The 17,008-nt window shown below is 64.8% G+C and carries 18 protein-coding genes; 6 read left to right on the top strand and 12 right to left on the bottom strand.

Annotated features, from left to right (window positions below; genetic code table 11):
- Window positions 1-34: 34 nt before the first annotated feature.
- The 10 genes from PQ455_RS02880 to PQ455_RS02835 form a co-directional block, all read right to left on the bottom strand.
- Window positions 35-394, bottom strand: coding sequence for a sugar-binding transcriptional regulator (locus PQ455_RS02880; protein ID WP_273689035.1), 360 nt, complete (start codon window positions 392-394; stop codon window positions 35-37).
- 83 nt (window positions 395-477) lie between these two features.
- Window positions 478-804 carry a hypothetical protein gene (locus PQ455_RS02875; RefSeq protein ID WP_273689033.1) on the bottom strand — a complete coding sequence of 109 codons (327 nt, stop codon included), beginning with the start codon at window positions 802-804 and terminating at the stop codon, window positions 478-480.
- A gap of 258 nt (window positions 805-1,062) precedes the next feature.
- Window positions 1,063-1,506: a hypothetical protein gene (locus PQ455_RS02870; RefSeq protein ID WP_273689031.1), complete on the bottom strand. Its 444-nt coding sequence runs from the start codon at window positions 1,504-1,506 to the stop codon at window positions 1,063-1,065.
- A gap of 48 nt (window positions 1,507-1,554) precedes the next feature.
- Complete coding sequence (locus PQ455_RS02865) at window positions 1,555-2,169, bottom strand: hypothetical protein (RefSeq protein WP_273689029.1); 615 nt, start codon at window positions 2,167-2,169, stop codon at window positions 1,555-1,557.
- A 177-nt stretch (window positions 2,170-2,346) separates the two neighbouring features.
- Window positions 2,347-3,231 (bottom strand): hypothetical protein, encoded by an 885-nt coding sequence (locus tag PQ455_RS02860; RefSeq protein ID WP_273689027.1) that lies wholly within the window; start codon window positions 3,229-3,231, stop codon window positions 2,347-2,349.
- Window positions 3,232-3,313: 82 nt separating this feature from the next.
- Complete coding sequence (locus PQ455_RS02855; protein WP_273691202.1) at window positions 3,314-3,907, bottom strand: hypothetical protein; 594 nt, start codon at window positions 3,905-3,907, stop codon at window positions 3,314-3,316.
- A 31-nt stretch (window positions 3,908-3,938) separates the two neighbouring features.
- A complete protein-coding gene (locus PQ455_RS02850; protein ID WP_273689025.1) occupies window positions 3,939-4,877 on the bottom strand; it encodes an AAA family ATPase in 939 nt (312 codons plus the stop codon).
- Window positions 4,874-5,488: a hypothetical protein gene (locus tag PQ455_RS02845; RefSeq protein ID WP_273689023.1), complete on the bottom strand. Its 615-nt coding sequence runs from the start codon at window positions 5,486-5,488 to the stop codon at window positions 4,874-4,876. Before PQ455_RS02845 ends, PQ455_RS02850 begins: the two co-directional genes overlap by 4 nt.
- A 76-nt stretch (window positions 5,489-5,564) precedes the next feature.
- Window positions 5,565-6,377, bottom strand: coding sequence for a 3'-5' exonuclease family protein (locus PQ455_RS02840; RefSeq protein WP_273689021.1), 813 nt, complete (start codon window positions 6,375-6,377; stop codon window positions 5,565-5,567).
- 87 nt (window positions 6,378-6,464) lie between these two features.
- Window positions 6,465-7,064 carry a hypothetical protein gene (locus PQ455_RS02835; protein WP_273689018.1) on the bottom strand — a complete coding sequence of 200 codons (600 nt, stop codon included), beginning with the start codon at window positions 7,062-7,064 and terminating at the stop codon, window positions 6,465-6,467.
- Between the two features lie 393 nt (window positions 7,065-7,457).
- Between PQ455_RS02835 and PQ455_RS02830 the strand changes: the two genes are divergently transcribed.
- The 3 genes from PQ455_RS02830 to PQ455_RS02820 all read left to right on the top strand — a co-directional run bounded on the left by PQ455_RS02830 (window position 7,458) and on the right by PQ455_RS02820 (window position 12,719).
- On the top strand, window positions 7,458-8,453 hold the full coding sequence (locus tag PQ455_RS02830) for a hypothetical protein (protein WP_273689016.1): 996 nt from the start codon (window positions 7,458-7,460) through the stop codon (window positions 8,451-8,453).
- A gap of 86 nt (window positions 8,454-8,539) precedes the next feature.
- Complete coding sequence (locus PQ455_RS02825; protein ID WP_273689013.1) at window positions 8,540-10,093, top strand: site-specific DNA-methyltransferase; 1,554 nt, start codon at window positions 8,540-8,542, stop codon at window positions 10,091-10,093.
- Window positions 10,094-10,130: 37 nt separating this feature from the next.
- Complete coding sequence (locus tag PQ455_RS02820) at window positions 10,131-12,719, top strand: DEAD/DEAH box helicase (RefSeq protein ID WP_273689011.1); 2,589 nt, start codon at window positions 10,131-10,133, stop codon at window positions 12,717-12,719.
- A 36-nt stretch (window positions 12,720-12,755) separates the two neighbouring features.
- On the opposite strand, the gene PQ455_RS02815 is transcribed toward PQ455_RS02820, so the two are convergent.
- Together PQ455_RS02815 and PQ455_RS02810 are read right to left on the bottom strand one after the other, a co-directional pair.
- Window positions 12,756-13,580, bottom strand: a complete 825-nt coding sequence (locus PQ455_RS02815; protein WP_273689009.1) for an ImmA/IrrE family metallo-endopeptidase — start codon at window positions 13,578-13,580, stop codon at window positions 12,756-12,758.
- Window positions 13,581-13,594: 14 nt separating this feature from the next.
- Window positions 13,595-13,903: a helix-turn-helix domain-containing protein gene (locus tag PQ455_RS02810; RefSeq protein ID WP_273689007.1), complete on the bottom strand. Its 309-nt coding sequence runs from the start codon at window positions 13,901-13,903 to the stop codon at window positions 13,595-13,597.
- A 63-nt stretch (window positions 13,904-13,966) separates the two neighbouring features.
- Between PQ455_RS02810 and PQ455_RS02805 the strand changes: the two genes are divergently transcribed.
- From PQ455_RS02805 to PQ455_RS02795, 3 genes are read left to right on the top strand one after another with little or no spacing between them, the layout of a single operon-like run.
- Window positions 13,967-15,058 (top strand): CBASS cGAMP-activated phospholipase, encoded by a 1,092-nt coding sequence (locus PQ455_RS02805; protein WP_273689005.1) that lies wholly within the window; start codon window positions 13,967-13,969, stop codon window positions 15,056-15,058.
- 1 nt (window position 15,059) lies between these two features.
- Window positions 15,060-16,199: a nucleotidyltransferase domain-containing protein gene (locus PQ455_RS02800; protein WP_273689004.1), complete on the top strand. Its 1,140-nt coding sequence runs from the start codon at window positions 15,060-15,062 to the stop codon at window positions 16,197-16,199.
- Window positions 16,200-16,249: 50 nt separating this feature from the next.
- Entirely contained in the window at window positions 16,250-16,867 is a 618-nt protein-coding gene (locus tag PQ455_RS02795) for a type II CBASS E2 protein (RefSeq protein WP_273689003.1), read from the top strand.
- Window positions 16,868-17,008 lie beyond the last annotated feature (141 nt).

Genomic DNA, 17,008 nt, shown 5'->3' with positions numbered 1-17,008 from the left:
AAGGCGCGGTTGCGCTCGACCCTACCTTCCGCGTTCACATGCAGGTACGCAGGTAGGTCACCTTCGCGAGCAGGCTGGCAAGATGAGCCGCGCATGCCTCCTTGCCGGCGGCACGCTGGCCGTCGACCTCGGCCTGTAGCGCCGCCACTTCGGCCGGCGCCGGACGGGTATAGACGCGACGCAGGCTGTCGCGGATCAGGAACCGCTTGCGACGATCGTCGGCAATCTCGTCCAGATCAAAATGCCTGGCGATGATATCGCGCATTCGCTCGGCGGTGCGCCGGTTCACGCCCAATCGCTCGGCCATTTCGTCGAGCGTCAGCCCCTCGGTAGTTTCCGAGAGCGCGTGAACCAGCGCCAACTGGCAGTCCAACTTTGCCATCCTGTCCGTCACCGCAATGCCCCTGCGTCCGGAATTTTCGCAGAATCTGACATTTACGGTGCATTTTGCAAGCGGCCGAGCGCCGGGCAGGAGATCTATTCGCCTCTCAGGACCCGCTGATCGCCCTTCGGCGCGTCCGCATGGTCTGCGGGCAACCTCATCTCCCGGTCCCAGTTTTCCAGGATCACGGCGACGACCGTGAACGCGAAATCCCGGTTCATGCTGATCAGCGTGGTTCTGAGATCTTCGTCGAGCCAGTCAAGTCGCCCGTTGACGATTGCCGCGGCATTGTACTCGTGCTTCGACAATCCGCCCCCGCCTCGGCCCACCTCGTTGAGACGGGAAGATGCCTGGCGGATGAGCTTGGATGCGTAGCCGTCCGTGACGAGCGAACCGCCGTGGAAAGTGAACTTCGTAGGCATATGCGTTTCCTTCAAATCGAGTGAAGGCCTCCGGCACCCAATCGCCTGGCCCGCCCGTCGCCGGGTTTTCATTCCTCGAAGAGGCTGTCGGCGGCTGTCGCGACCACCGACGATCACGCATTGGATCGCGTTTTATTGCTGACTCGCTCCTTCGGCCGCTCCCGAAAACGACGGACTTCTCAGCGCAGCGGCGTAGCCGCAAAGCCAATATGCAGTTCGAATATCGTGATTGCAACGCATCGAGCGTCGCGCCACCGCCTACCAGCACATCAAGGTATTGACCCATGTGACGCGCAGGCGAATATCCAAAGAGCCATCGCCTCTATTGGTAACGCTGGTGATCTGTCCATCGCATGCGCTTGCCACACTTGCGGAATTGATATCGAACACATTTTCGATCCTCTCCAGACTTCCATGTAGTCTGGAGCAAGCCGTGTGAGGTAATTGTATGCCTGCGACGTTCAATACCGCAAGGCCGTTTGCTCGTTCCTTGTACGTGTAGATCCCGAACCGGTTCTCCAGTCGCCATCCCTCGTTCTTGAATTCGAACCAATCGTAATGGTGTTCCGAAATATATCCCGGATCGATATCCAGCCGTCGGCGACTAATCCAGTGTTGAACGCGGGCTTCGTGGATCACATCATCAAGTCGCAATCGATTCTGTTCAAGCCACGCCATTCCAGCGTGTGAAATAACCTGCATACACTTCCTCCTGCTGTTAACTCGCGCGGGAGGATGGAAGCCTGAACGTCAGGCCTCTAGATGCTCCTCCTGGTTTATTTCGGACTCGATCGTCGGCCACAGTCGCTGGACATGCCTTTTCAGGCTGCGGCGAAGGGTGGCGAGATCCTCCAACGTAACTTTGAGGCGGTCGGCGATTTCCTGCCCGCGCAGGCCGAGGCCGACGGCTTCGATCAGCGCTGCCTGCGCTGTCGAGGCGGCCGCCAACTGCTCCAGGGCGTCGGCTGCAATCGCCCGGATCCGCTCGATCTCGATGATCTGGTCGGCAGAGGCGACGGTGTAGCCGCCGCTGCCCATCTGTTCCGCAACCTCCTCGGCCGGCATGAAGATATGATTTTCTCTGCCGCGCTCGCGCGATCGACGCTTCGTCGAGGCAAGGCTGCGCATCACGCCGCCGAGAAACTGCTCGACCGACAGGTCGGCCTTGCATCTGCGCGATGTCAGCGCCTTGCAGACGGCATCGTGCAAGAGATCGCGACCGTCACCGGGCAGATCCTGCGACATGATGTCCGCCGTCCGGCGGATACGCCCCTGCTCGGTCAGGTCGAGCTTGCCGATCTCGTTTTGAACCTCGGCGCGGGTGAGCGGCCGAAATCCCCCTTCGGCGGAAAATGGTGCAGACACAGCGGGTCTTACCTCCTCATGCGCCGGATGCCGACTTCTCAGACACGCTGTCCGAATTTTTTCGGATCGGCGCATGAAGGGGTAAGGCTCGGCTCGTCTTTCGCGGCGACGCTAGCCGGCAGGGGTAAAGGCCAGGTTGAGGGTCACGGCGGAAAACCGCCATAACCCTCAACAACTTCAGGCAGCCTCCTCCCCGATCCACGGTGCGAGGGCAGCCGCATCGTTGGCGGCATCACCGACGGCCTGCGAAAACCGCGCGCGCCTCCGCGCCTCCAGCGTCGCCGCATAGCCGCGACCTGCGCGAAGATCGATCACGCGGCGCAGGATGCGATCCTCGACCACTGCGATATCGGCGCGCCCGTCATGTTGCTGGCGCCACCGCGCGAGCAGGAGGCAGGTGCTGACGACATCGCCCTCGCAGGCTTCCTGGACCGTATCCCATGCGCCTGCGTAGATTAGGCGTGCGACCGCGAAAGCCGGCACGCTGATCTTGGCAGGGATGTCGAGGCTGGCGAGGATCTCGGCCATATGGACGGGCTTCATCTTGAAGCCGCCGGTCGTTGTGCGCGCGAAGTCGAGATGCCGCACGGGGTCGTTGCCCCCGAAACCCAACCACGCCCAGCCTTTCGGCAGGGTGAGGCCGTGGCGCATGACGGCGAGCGACAGCATGGGGATATCGTGGAGCATGCCGGCCCACGTCACCAACTCTGCTCCCTGCGGCGCCTCGGCCAGCACCTGCAGGATGCCGGCGACGATCGCGCGTTCGTCGTGATCCGGCTGGCTGAGCGTGGTGAAGCGGGTCACGTCGATGCCGCCATCCTCATGCTCGACCAGCACCATGATCGCGGCGGTCACGATTGTCTGGAACGGCCAGCGCGGCGTGCGCAGCGGATCTTCGCCCCGGGTGTAGCCCCGGCGCGACGGCTGATCGTCGTTGCGGGGCGACCAACGCTCCATGGCCTGGTAGCGCTTGTGGCCGGTTTCATCGGTCACCGCGCTCTCGATATCGAGGATGACGTAGGCACGCGGACGGCGCTGCGCGAACAGATCGTCGAACTTCATGGCATATTCTCCTTCGGCGCGTGGCCGATCATCAGGGAAAGATGGGTGGCGGGCGTCAGCAGCGACGCCCGCCCGAGGGCGATCAGCGGAACTGGACGATGGTTTCGATCGGCGTTTCCGGTGCGATCCATTCGCCGCCGGTCGGCACGACGCGGTTGTTGGCCAGCATCTCGTCGCCCATCGTCGCCGCGGCGACCTTGATGCGCTTCATCGCGAGCTTTCGGCCCTTCCCGATGTTCCTGGGCCTGCCTTCTACCCGGACGAGCGACCCGCGCCGATCGATCGCGAAATATTCATCGGCCCGCGTGCTGACGAGAACCAGCGGTGCCTCGTCGCTGGCGGCCCACGGCACCAGCCGATCGACGATGTCGATGGTCAGCATTTCCCGATATGCAACGCAGAAGCTGGTCGGATCCTTCGCGCGGGTGCTGGCCCAGCCGGCGTACACCAGATCCTTGCTCAGCATCTGCGCGATGCGCGCAACTTCGGAGCCGACCTCGAAATCCACTTCGCGCCCCGACGTCCAGCCGATGGCGTCGTTGGCGGGCTTGAACGCCGGCCAGCCCATCTGTTGCCGGACAGCGAGCATGAAGTTCTGGTGGTGGAGCATCATTTCCATCTGATCATTTCCTTCTGTGTGACGGCCTGCGGCCGGAGCATTTTTCCCGTCTTCCACGGTGCTCAACCTGTTCTTTCCTCGCGGAAAATCAGTTGACCGCGCGGGGCGCGTGTCGTGCGGACACGGCGACGACCGTCTCGATCGCCCGGCGCAGCCGGCGAACCGAGCGGGTGTTGCGGAACAGGCGGAGAAGCTGGGCTTCCGCCGCCGCCTCGAGCCTCGGCAGGGCCGCTGGCGCCAAGCCGAGGTCGCGGGCGACGTCCCGCCACAGAGTGGCGAGCACGATCTCGGCGTGTTCAGGCGCAGGCCCCGGAACCTCGACGACCTGCAGTCGCGACAAGAGCGGCGCCGGCAGCCGGGCGATGCTGTTCGCGGTCAGGATCCAGTTGACGTGGCCGATGTCGACCTCGGCGGCGAGACAGCCGTCAAAGAAGCGGCTGGCGGTCGATCGCTCCAGCATGCCGAGAAGGGTCGCGACGGGGTCACCGGCGAGACCGGCGCAGGCCTTCTCGACCTCGTCGATCACGACGACGGGGTTGGCCTTGCCGGTCGCCTGGATCACGCACGCTGGAAAGCAGGGCTGCTGATGCCTGAAGCCACGCGGGTTTCCGGCGAGTTCGGCGTTGCTGCTGACCCCCGCAAGCGAGAGCACCGCGTTGCCGCAGGCCGACAACTCACCCAGCCGCCGGGCAAAGTGCGTCTTGCCGGCGCCGGGTGGCCCGACCAGCAGCATCGGCCGCAGCGACAGCCAAGGCCGGCCCGCCCATAGCGACATGGCCGCCTGGTCGGCGACCAAGTCGATAGCAGCGCCCATCCAGGGGGCTTCGGCCCGCAACCGTGCGGCGATCCGCGGTTCGCCGCCTGGGCGGTCCGGCAACAGCATGGGCGCGCCAGCGAGCGGCATCATCGTCGTCAGCGGCTCGTAGAGCGTGCTGATGGACGCGACCCAGTCGTTGAGCTCGTTTCCGTCGGCCGGGATCGACCGGCACGGGCGGATATGGGGCTTGCCCTCGATGATCTCGATCACAGGCGCACCTCTGCGCTCGGCGTGGCCAGCCAGGCTTCGGTTTTCTCGATCAGGCTCTCGGCGTCCGGCTGACCGGCGAGCCAGAGCCGCCACGTCGCGATGGCGCGCGCGGCGAGGTGCTTGCGGATGGCGCCGTGATTGCCGGTCCTGTGCGCTTCGGCGAGATCGACCTTCGACATCGGTACGACCAGAAAGCCATGGCGATGCGCGATCGCGTCGAACGAGGTGGCGGCAGCACCGCCATGCGTCTCGGCGATATCGATCACCTCGCCCGTGAAGGCGAGATCGAGCTCGCGCAGCATGCGGGCACCGGCCACCGCGTCGCGTGCCGTCTCGGCGGCGGCGACCAAGGAAGGCACGACGATGTCCTCTGCCCGCCACAGCAGCAAGCGTTGAGGCGGGATGTGGAGCGCGTCGGCGAGCCACAAGATGGTTTCGGCGGGATCGTCGGTGATGGTGGTGGAGTGGGCCTGCAGGTCGAAGCCGAGGCTGCCGAAGCTGTAGAACACCGAGAGTCTGGCGGCGCCCACAAGCAAAGTGCGCGCGGGCCTTTGCCCGAGGGCCGGCTGGTTGATCCAGGCGGTGGCGAGAATGGCGGTATCGGTGGTCATGGCTTTCCTCGAAATGAAAGCGGCCCGGCCATCGCGGAGATGACCGGGCCGTATGGGCTGGTGACGATGGCGATGATCAGGAGGCGAAGGCGCGTTCGTCCTCCTGTCGCTTGAGCTTTGCGGTCATGCGTTGGAGCGCAGCGGCGATGTCGACCTTCATCGCCCGCGGGCGGCACCAGCGCATCAGCGCGCAGTCCACGAAGGCGTGCAGATGATGCAGGTCCGGTGTCGCTTCGATGTGCCGGGCAAGCGCCGCCATCGGCTGGGTGACCAGCGCTTCGTCACCCGCCCGCGCGGCCGTCCACGCGAAGAACAGGCAGAGCGTGGCGACCGCATCCTCTATCACGTAGTCGCGAATGCGGCCGGTCTCGCCGGCTTCCCACAGGACGGCGACATCCCCGCCCGACGTCGATGTCTTCACCGGGATGCCGATCTCGTCGCAGAGCCCGGCCAAAGCGACCTTCCGGCCGTAGCTGGCATAGAGATCCGCCAGATCGGCATGTTCGGCCCCGAACCGGTTGGCGGCGGCATGGTCGGCCAGCGCCTTCAACGACCACAGCCGCGCTTTCTGGGCGGCGAGCCGGAGGACGAGGGCATCAAACTGGCGCGAGTTATACCCGGTCACGACGCCGGCGCCGTCCATGCGTCGGTCGGCTTCCCGCAGCAGGTCGGCTTCCTCGAAGCCATCGCTAACGACCATGGCGGCGATGTCGAACGACCAGCCCTGCGCATCCTGCCAGGCCGTGGCGAAGCCGATCGCCACTGGCCGATGCGTCGGCCATGGCGGAAAGGATCCGTCCCGCAACTGGGGAGAGATGGTCTCTATGTCGTAACTCAAAATCGAGCCGGGCGCGTGCACGCTGCCCGGCCCGCGCGTCGGATCGCGCATGGTCTGCCTCATCATCATGGAAGCGGGTCGATGCCCGCGGGGACGATCAGAGCGCCGGAGCCTCGGCGCGAAACACACCTTTTCCGCTCAGCTTCCCTGACCATCCTCTGGAAGCCCGTATGCGTTCCAGAACGGGTGAAGCCGACCTTTCGAACTGTGCGTCTCGGCCCCGGTCCGGATCGGCGGCAACTCGGCGAGGCGCTGATCGATCTTCTTGCGGATGTACCGTGCAATGGCCGCGATCTCGACAGGGGTGAGCGCGGTGTAGTTGCCCCGCGCCACGCCAGCTTTGTGAAGCGCGTCGATCAAGGGGCCGTAGTCGGCGCTAGGCCTCTCGCATTGCTCGGCTTCGCCAAGCTCGGTCAGGCGACGGCCTTCGGCTGCGTCGATTTCCGCCAGCATCTCCTCGCCGAGTTCGATGGTGATGATATGGCCAAGCGCCTCGGCAAGCGGCTTCGCGAGCTTGCGCTTGGCGTTGGTGATGTCGGTGCGATATCGATCGCGCGTATCTTCGACATAGGTCTGCACTCGGAAGGCGTTGAGAAGCATCCGCCTGGCGGGTTCCCCCGGCGTGTTGCGTCCCTCGCCATCGCTTGCTCGGATCCGGGTGAGGGCATCGTCGAGGGCGCTCCAGCGGCTATGGTAGCGTCGAGCGAGCAGCTTGAGCGCGTCGTAGAGGTCCTTCATGTTCGATCTCCGACAAGGTCGGATCTTATAGGTAAGCACCTGGCTCGTCCCAAGCGGGACGAGCCACAGCCCCGATGCGGTCGCAGACGCAGCGGGGCGCCCGAGGACGCAGAGCGTCCGATCAAGGCACCATGATGGTGCCCCGCCCGGCGAACGGATGTGAGCCGACCCGCCCCGGAGGGGCCGCAGCAAACGTGAGGCTTTGCCCCACGTTTGCGGTATTGCGCCTGAAAATTTCTGCGCTCTGAGGGCGTTAGAAATTACTTCGGATGGCATAGAATCTACCTTTTCTAACGCTTTCACATAAAAAAGGTATCAATCGGGCTTTTCCATGCTACGTTAGAAATAGATGATACATGGCCACGTCGGTCCATATCTAACGGATGTGATGCGATGAGGAAGTCTAACGCTTGGTATGCCGCGCGAGACGCCCGCGACAGTTGGGAGCTTCGCGACCAGTTCGAGGAGCTGGCCGAAGCGGCGATGGCCGTGCGGGACACGGGTGATTTCGATCGCCTGGAGATCGCGCTTGATGCGCTTAACCTCGATCCGGAGCATCACGGCTTCCCGGCGCTCGACGATAAGATGGGTCGCGACGCGCGGGTTGCTGCGCTGGCAGCTCGCTATGTCTCGCTGAGCCAATTTCTCAACCGCATGAAGCGCACAGAGGGTGAGATTGAACACGCGAGACGGCTGATCGGTGATGAAATCCGGCTTGCGTGTATCGAGACGGATAGCGTCCCTGAATATGTCAAAGATCTCTGGAAGCATGTGTCGGCCGAAGGCGTCGGCCAAAAGGACATTCATCCGGCGAGCCGCAACCTAGGCAAGGCGCTCGCGCAGGCCGTCCGCGACCACAATGTCGAGCGGCGAGCGCAGAGCGGCGACGCAGCCTTCGAGCGATATGACGACGTTCCGGTCGCCTCGTGGAGCCAGTTGCCCCGGTTCATTGCGGGGTTCGAGCTGGTTGACGTGGACCCGGGCGATAACATCGACCCGAGCCCGTGCCCCCTTCCGCCCTCGACCGATATGGCGGATTTCACGGTAGATCGTCAGCGTCCGTCCTTCGGCACGGATCGGAGGGAAACCTACATCGCTTGGGGCGGACTGATGGCGGATTGGGCTCTCCGGACCGGCAGTTCATTGCCGAAATCGGAATTGAACGTTTGGGCATTTCTGCTCGCTCACCGCCTTCCTGCGGATCAGTCCACCGTCAAAATCTACCACCAGCGCGAATTCCAGTCGCCGTGGCAGGAAGGCGGCGTCGTTCGCATCATCCAGCTGACGCCGGAGGAATGGGAACATGCGACTGGGAACAAGATCGCGGCGCCGAGCGCGGCCAAGGTGGTTTCCCCCTTGGCCGACGAAGACGATGACGTGCCGTATTAAGACGTGCTTAAGACGTGCTTCGGCCGGTATTGGCCGATAGCTTAGGATGGTAAACGCGGCGTCGGCCGCATCAGTTTGGGGGTTGCGTGCCGATACTGGAGTGGATGACGCGCGGGGAGGATGTGCGCACGGCGGCGATGGTGCCGTATCGGCTGCTGGAAGCTGTGCCCGCGCTGGACGGTGGCGACGCGGACGTTGCCAACATGCTGATCCAGGGTGACAACCTGGACGCGCTCAAGGCGCTGCTGCCCTATTACAAGGGTGCGGTGAAGTGCATCTATATCGATCCGCCCTACAATACGCGGTCCGCGTTCGAGCATTACGACGACAATCTCGAGCACAGCCAGTGGCTGGCGATGATCTATCCGCGCCTCGTGCTGCTGCGCGAACTGCTGGCGGAGGACGGCAGCATCTGGGTGTCGATCGACGACAATGAGGGCCATTATCTCAAGGTCGTGATGGACGAGGTGTTCGGTCGCGCCAACTTCGTCGCAAGTCCGGTGTGGCAGAAGCGGTATTCGCGGGAAAACCGCGGCGCCATCGGCGACGTGCATGAATACATTGCCGTCTATGCCAAGTCGCCGGATCTATTCAAAACGGATCGCAACCGTTTGCCGCTCGACGAGCGGCAGGCCAAGATCTATCGAAACCCAGACAACGCCAGTGAAACTGATCCGGCGAAGCGGTGGCGCGGACTGCCGATGACCGCGCAGGGCTTCCGACCGAACCAGATGTATGAGATCGTCGCTCCGAACGGTCGATCACACCGACCGCCGGGGGGGCGGTGCTGGTCCATGGTCGAAGGCGAGTTTCGGAAGCTCGAAGCCGCCGGTCGCATTTATTGGGGACGAGACGGCAACGCTCAGCCCAGCGTCATTCGCTACCTTTCCGAAGTCGAGGGGTTGGTGCCGTGGACGTGGTGGCCGCACGAAGAAGTGGGCCACACGGACGAGAGCAAGAAGGAGGCGAATGCGTTGTTTGGCGCCGAAGTCAGCTTCGGTACGCCCAAGCCCGAACGCCTGATGCAGCGCATCCTGCACATCGCCAGCAATCCCGGCGACCTCGTGCTCGACAGCTTCCTGGGCTCCGGCACGACGGCGGCGGTGGCGCACAAGATGGGGCGACGCTGGATCGGCATCGAGATGGGCGATCATGCCGAGACGCACTGCAAGCCTCGGCTCGGCAAGGTGATCGCGGGCGAACAGGGCGGCGTGTCCGAAGCGGTCGGATGGACCGGCGGTGGCGGCTTTCGCTTCTACCGGCTGGGCGCGGCGGTGTTCGAGGCCGATGGCCATATTGCGGATGGCGTCCTGTACGCCACGCTCGCCAGCCATATCTGGTTCTACGAAACCGGCACGCCATTTGCTGGGCCTGCGTTAGAGAGAGAGAGAGAGAGAGAGAGAGAGAGAGAGAGAGCAAGGACCGGGCCAGTCGCTCGCCGTTCCTCGGCGTTCACGACGGCATGGGCTTCGCCCTTCTCTACAACGGCATCCTCGGCGATCGTTCGGTCAGCGGCGGCAACGTCCTTACGGCCGCATTGCTCGTGCGAATCCGGCAGGAGAGCGGCTGGGACGGCCCGCTCACTATCTATGGCGAATGGAGCAAGCTCGGCCCCGCGCGGCTGGCTGAAGGCGGCGTAACCTTCAAGCAGACGCCCTACGACGTGAGGGCGCGCTGATGGAACTGAAGGACTATCAGCGCCGCGCGCTCGAAACGCTGCGGGCCTTCCTCGATCAGGCGACGATCCGTGACCACGCAACGGCCTATGCCGCCGCCTGCGCGGTGGGCGAGCCGGGTGCCTATGGTGCGGCCTATCGCCCGCTCGCCGGGCTGCCGGACGTGCCCTATTGCTGCCTGCGGCTCCCCACCGGCGGCGGCAAGACCCTGCTCGCCGCGCACGCCGTCGGCGTGGCGCGCGATACGTATCTGGCGCCACGCTTCCCGGTGGTGCTGTGGCTCGTCACCTCCACGACCATCGCCGAGCAGACGCTGGGCGCTTTGAAGAAGATCGGCCATCCCTACAGGCAAGCGTTGGAAGCGGCTTTCGGCGGCGCGGTGCGTGTCCATGGCATCGACGAACGCCGCCAGCTTCGCCCCCAGGATATGGCGGATGCGGCAACGGTCATCGTCGCCACCGTCCAGTCCTTCCGCGTGAACAACGTCGCCGATCGGAATGTCTATCGCGATGATGAGGAACTGGAGCCCCATTTCGCTGCGCTGCCGGCAACCGTCGACCTCGCCCGGCATGAGACCGGGCCGCGACGGGGCAAGCCGATCGCCAGCTTCGCCAACCTGCTCAAGCTGCACCGGCCGCTGGTGATCGTGGACGAGGCGCACAATTTCACCTCGACGCTGTCCGGCGAGACGTTCGGCCGGCTCGCTCCCGCCGCCGTGGTGGAGTTCACCGCCACGCCGGTGCGCTCCAACGTCATCGTCTCCGCCACCGCCGCCGAGTTGAAGGCGGCGGACATGATCAAGCTGCCGATCCACCTCTCGCAGCATAGCAGCTGGCAGGCGGCAATCGCCCATGCCGTCGACAACCGCGCTTGGCTGGAGAGCATCGCCGCCAGGGATGGCGGTGGGATACGCCCGATCTCGCTCTATCAGGCGCAGCCGGCGCGCGAGGGTGCGGAGGCGACGGTGGAGGTGGTGAGGCGCCACCTGATCGAGGATTGCCGCATCCCCGAGGACCGGATCGCGGTGGCGACCGGCAGCCAGCGCGAGCTCGACGGCATCGACCTGTTCGATCCCACGTGCATCATCGAGCACGTCATCACCGTCGACGCGCTTAAGGAAGGCTGGGACTGCTCCTTCGCCTATGTCTTCTGCTCGCTGGCCAGCATCCGCAGTGGCGGCGCGGTGGAGCAGCTGCTCGGCCGCGTGCTGCGCATGCCCTTCGCCACGCGCCGCTCGTCCGAGGAGCTGAACCGCGCCTATGCGCACGTCTCGGAGAAGAACTTCTTCGAAGCGGCGGAGGGGCTGAAGGATCGGCTGACCGCGATGGGCTTCGACGAGCGCACCGCGCTGGAGGCGATCGTCGAACAGCCGGAGACGTTTGAATGGCGCGAGGACCAGTCGCTGTTCACCCGGCCCGAACTCCCGGTGCTGCACGTGCAGGAGCGCCCCGATCAAAGCGACTGGTCGCCAGAGATGGTCGCGGCGACGCGGATCGCCGATGATGGCGCGGACGGCGTGGCGATCACGTTCGACACCGCTGCACCCGACGCGGTGCTGCGTGACGTGGCGTCGGCGATCGCGTCGGCGGAGACGTCACCGGTGGCCGCCATGGAGGCGTTCCTCGTCCAGCGCGCCGCGTGCCTGTCACCCGCCGAGCAGGGCGAGGTGCTGACGCTCCCCCGCCTCGCGATCGAACGTGACGGACAGCTCGAGATCCTTTTCCCGGAGACGCTGGTCGATGTGGGCGGCTGGGATCTGCGACAGGTCGATACCGGCCTGCCGGGCTTCGCGCTGACCGACCGGCCCGACACGTTCGAGATGGACGTGGACGGCGATCAGGTCGTCTACAGCCGCATCGACGCCGCCGCCGAGCTGGCGCTCGACGACGCGACCCATTGGGATGTTGCCACGCTCTCCCGCTGGCTCGACCGCACGACGCGCCAGCGCGACATCGCCCAGCCGATCTTCCTCGAATATTGCCGCCGTGTCGTGGAGGGCGTCGCCGAGCGGATCCCGCTCGCCCAGCTCGTCCGTGGCAAGCACGCGCTGCGTCGCGCGATCGTGGCGCGGGTGGCGCAGCTTCGTCACGAAGCCGGTGCGCGCGGCGTCCAGCTGTTGATGGAGAGTATCGCGCCGGTGCTGGCGCTCGGAGAGAACGGCTTCAGCTTCAGCAAGGCCGGCTACGATCCACGCACGCTCTATGCCGGCCCGTGGCGACCGCGGAAGCACCTGTTCGCGCAGGTTGGCGATCTCCGGCATGGTGGCGAGGAATGGATGGCCGCGGTGCAGATCGACGACCATCCCGCCATCCACCGCTGGGTCCGCAATGTCGACCGCACCACCTGGTCCTACACGTTACCGACCGCGACCGACCTGTTCTATCCCGATTTCGTCGCCGAGCTGACCGACGGCCGCAAGCTCATCATCGAGTACAAGGGCGCGGATCGCACCGACAACGCCGACAGCCGCGAGAAGCGCAACATCGGTGCACGGCTGCAGGAGGTGAGCGGCGGGAGCGTGGTGTTCCTGTGGGCGGAGTTGGATCGCGGCGGCGGGGTAGCGCGGCAGATCGATGCGGCCATAGCCTGACCCACTCAGCGTTCTCGATCGTAATAGCCCAGCCGGTCATCGACGGAACCGTGGCGTGTAGGAGTCGATCAGGCCGTCCTCTTCAACAGTCTCCTCGAATTCGTCGGAGTCTATAAACAGGAGAATAGTGGCATGGCCGTCCGATTGGTCGACCTGCTGAGCTAGGATTGTCGGCGGCCGACCTGCCCACGTCGGTTGAAGCCATTCCGCCGCGGCGACGGGACCAAGCGCTCCACGTGGGATCGGCTGAGGCACTCGATCCCCGGATCGGATCGCCATCGCTGGGAATTCCCTGCCGGGGCGCGGATATCGGATTCTTCCATCCTTCACGAACACGAACGCGCACATCTCCGGCGACAGCTCGACATAGCGGTTTGCAGCTGCTTCGCGGCTGACATCATACGTGTTGGCGAGCAGCTGAAGATGGGAAATGTCCGGGGTGCCCATGGCTTCGACATGCGCCTTGAACGAGGGCTTTGGCATGAGCAGGCCGGCGGAGAAGCGGTTCGCTTGGGCCTCCTCCTGCCGATGGAGTGTATCGCGCCTCATTTCTCTCAAGTCGGCCGACGTGCAGCTCTTGTCGCCCCTGTGCGCTGGTATCAGGTAGTGGCCTAACTCGTGACCGATCGTGAAACGTCGGCGGCGATGGCCCATCCCTTTGGCCGAGAGGATAATGCCTTTCGTCTTTTCAAGGTCGGTCATGAGCGCGCCGACGAAGCCGTCGACCTCAAGATCCCTGAATTCCAGGATGCCGACCGAAAGCGCGAAGGCCTCGACATCGATCGGCGGCTTCCAGGTCGGATGGTGCTGGAAGATTACGCCCAGCAGCCGTTCGGGCGAACCGCAGTCCGCGAGCTCCATGAGGAGCTCCTCGTTCAACCGGCCTTGCCTTTCAGGCTCGCGGCGACCGTGCGCAGAGTATCCCAGTCCCGGGTGGAGAGCTCGCCTCCGAACTCGCGGAAGAACTGCTGGGCGGCGGGATTCTCCTCCTTCTCGTCGTCGGAAAGGAAGGCGATGCTGACCTTGAAATGCTCGGCTAGCTTCTTGAGCAGATCGAGCCCCGGGTTCTTGCTCGTTCCCCGCTCGAGCTCCCAGATGTGCGCCTTCGAGACACCGACCGCGTCCGCCACCTGCTGAAGCGACTCGCGGCTCCGCGCACGGAGCTCCTTGAGCTTCGTGGACAATGGCATTCGCATCTCCTGGCGGCGGACCAACCCGTCGCGTAAGATGTAGCTTACGCTACGGCCGTGGGTGTTTACAAGCAGATCGTCGTTCACTATATCTGCCGAAATGTTCAGGTGGGCCATATGATCGGCCTGGAGGCCGATGCGGGACGGAAGTCCCGACCCCGTCGGATTCTGACCGTCGACGGCGGCGGTCTGAAGGGCGCGATGCCCGCGGCGTTCATCGCTGAGATCGAGGCGGTCTCGGGGCAGCGCATCGTAGACAACTTCGATCTGATCGCCGGCACGTCGACCGGCGGCATCATCGCGCTGGGATTGGCGGCCGGGCTGAGCGGAGCCGAGATCCTCGACTTCTACCTCACGCGCGGTCCGCGCATCTTCGATCAGGAGCCGGGCGAAGGGGTGTTCGCCGCGATGGTGGCGACGCTCCGTCGCGCGTGGCGCTCGATGCGGCAGCTTCGCACCTCCAAATACGACGCGGACGCCCTGCGTGCCGAGCTCGGCGTCGTCTTCGGCGACCGCCGCATAGGCGATGCGCTCACTCGGATCGTCATCCCGGCCTACGACTCCGCCAACGGGGGGCTGTACGTCTTCAAGACCGCCCACCACGAACGGCTAGCCGTGGACTGGCGGGTGCCGATGCTCGATGCCGCGCTCGCCACCGCGGCGGCGCCGACCTATCTTCCCGCGCACAGCTTCTACGGCGCGGCCCACCTGCTCGACGGCGGTGTCTGGGCGAACAATCCGATGGGGGTCGCCGCGCTGGAGGGCGCCACCGTGCTCGGCTGGGACATGCGCGAGGCGCGCCTTCTCTCGCTGGGCTGCACGTCCTCGATCACGCCCGCCCGTCGGGTCGTCGGTTTCCGCGACGTGAAGTGGCTGATCCAGACGCTGTTCGACGGGCAGGACAGGCTCAGCCACGCGACGGCGAAGCTCCTGCTGGGACATCCACACACCAATCCGCATCTCATCCGGGTCTGCCCCGAGGTGCCCGCGGGCCACTACGCGCTGGATGATGCGCGCCGGTTGGAGGAACTGGTCCGGATGGGTCGCTCCAACGCGCGCGCTCTGATGCCCAGGATCAACGAATGCTTCCTGCTAGGCGGGCGGGAGCCATTCGTCCCATGCCATCCCGCCAAGGTTCAGGAGACTTGAGATGATCCACGGCGACGTTCTGCGCCAGTTCTACGACGATCTTCTCGGCGACGTCGCCGAGAAGATCCAAATCAGCCCGACGGCCTACAAGGAGGCGGTCGCGCATTTCAACGTGGTGGCCGCCTACATTCACGAGGAGATCAGCGGCCTCGCCCATCTCGACCCCGTTATTTATCCGCAGGGCTCCTTCAGGATGGCTTCGACGATCTCGGCCTACGACGATCGCGAAGACTACGACATCGACCTTCTCCTTGAACTCAGCATTCACCAGTTCACCGCTCCCGATCAGGTGCTCGCGCTCGTCGCAAGGGCGCTGGAGAAGGCGAAGGGACGACTGCAGTTCAAGCGCCTCGAGGTGAAGAAGCGCTGCGTGACGCTCTGGTATGAGAACATGCATCTCGACGTGACGCCGGCCGTGCTGGTTGCCGGCCGGCAGGCGCGCACGATCGGCATCTTCGACGTGCATCCGGAACGTCCAGACCATGCGCTGGCCAATCCGGAGGGGTTCGCGCAGTGGTTCGACGGCATGGTCCGCCCCCGCGTGGTGATGGACATGCGGAAGGTCCACGCCTCGACGGTCCCCGTGCCGCAGCAGAAGCCGGCCGAGATGAAGACGACCCGCCTGCTCTCGGTGCAGCTCCTCAAGCGGTTCCGCGACATCCACTGCGACAGGCGTGACTATGATCGCATGCCCTCGGTCCTCCTTTCGAAGATCGCCGCAGAGGCGCCGCAGGGGCGCGGCCTGCTCGCTGACCTGCGATCGGTGGCCGCCTATATGGCGCCCATCGTAGCGCAGCCGCTGCACGTCGAAAATCCGGCATGCCGGGAGGACCTGCTGTCGGACCGCTGGCCCAAGAGGGCGGAATCGCAGCGGATGCTGTCCGAGGATCTGAACCATCTGGCGAGGAAGCTCGACGAGCTACTCGAGGAGGGGACGCAGGTGGCCAAGAAGCAGATCATCCGCGACCTGTTTGGCGAGAACGCCGCGGCGCAGGGCTATCACCGGGCGAGCGAACGCGCCGCGGCGAAGAGCCGGGAGGGGATGTTCGCCGTGGCGGCGGCCGGCGGGATGGGCACTGCGGCCTCGTCGGCCAAGCCCATAATGGCGCCGAAGCATCGCTTCTTCGGCGACCCGGTGTGATCGCTGCGCCGGGACATCGGGAATGGACGCGTCCCGTCCATGCCGCTGGCATGGACGGGGTTACCTATACTGCCCGGTTCGCGGAATTCGCGCTGGGTCTGGAGGATGAAGCGATCAAGCGCGATTTCCCGGGGTTCAGGCGCATGCCGAGCCTCCGCGGCACGGGCGTCTGGGTGGGCAAACTTCGCCCAATGGCGCAGACCTACGATATCCGCCTGGAGTTGAGTTTCGGATCGGCCGACGCCGATCTGGCCTTTCCGTGGCGGCCGGCATCGGTGCGGGTGCTGGGCGGCGCCGTGAGGCCTTCAGCCGACGGTTTGCCAGTGCCCCACCTCTACGGGCCGTGGGACGATTCCAACGGTGCGCTCCTATGTCTCTACTATCCGCCGGACGAGATCATGGTGCCTGGGCGACAGGCGGCCCCCAAGCTTCTGCCCTGGGCCTACGAATGGCTTTATTACTACGAGATGTGGCTCGTCACGGGCGAGTGGGCCGGTCCAGCGGCGCCCCACGGTCCTGGCGAGAGGGATGAGGTTGGCGCGGATGGTGGTGACCGCAGATCCGGTGCCGCGCTTCGCGCCGTCGCTGGCCCACTAATGCGAAGCATGACATACATGATCAATTGCAGGCACCCTGTCGGCTTGCTCCAGCCTGCGATCGCCGCCTAACCCCTAATGAGAGCGCCTTCAGACCGCGTTACAATCTCTCCCACGGGGCCAGCGCAACAGCGCCGCACAAGCCGCGTTTATTAGTTGAAAAGTAGGATTCCCGCGCCTATCTAACGGTCAATCGAACCCGCCAGGCCTCTG

Origin of the sequence: Sphingomonas naphthae, assembly GCF_028607085.1 — a bacterium.
GTDB classification, from domain to species: domain Bacteria; phylum Pseudomonadota; class Alphaproteobacteria; order Sphingomonadales; family Sphingomonadaceae; genus Sphingomonas_Q; species Sphingomonas_Q naphthae.
Note: the sequence above shows the minus strand (reverse complement) of the source record. Positions and strands in the feature narration are given on the sequence as shown.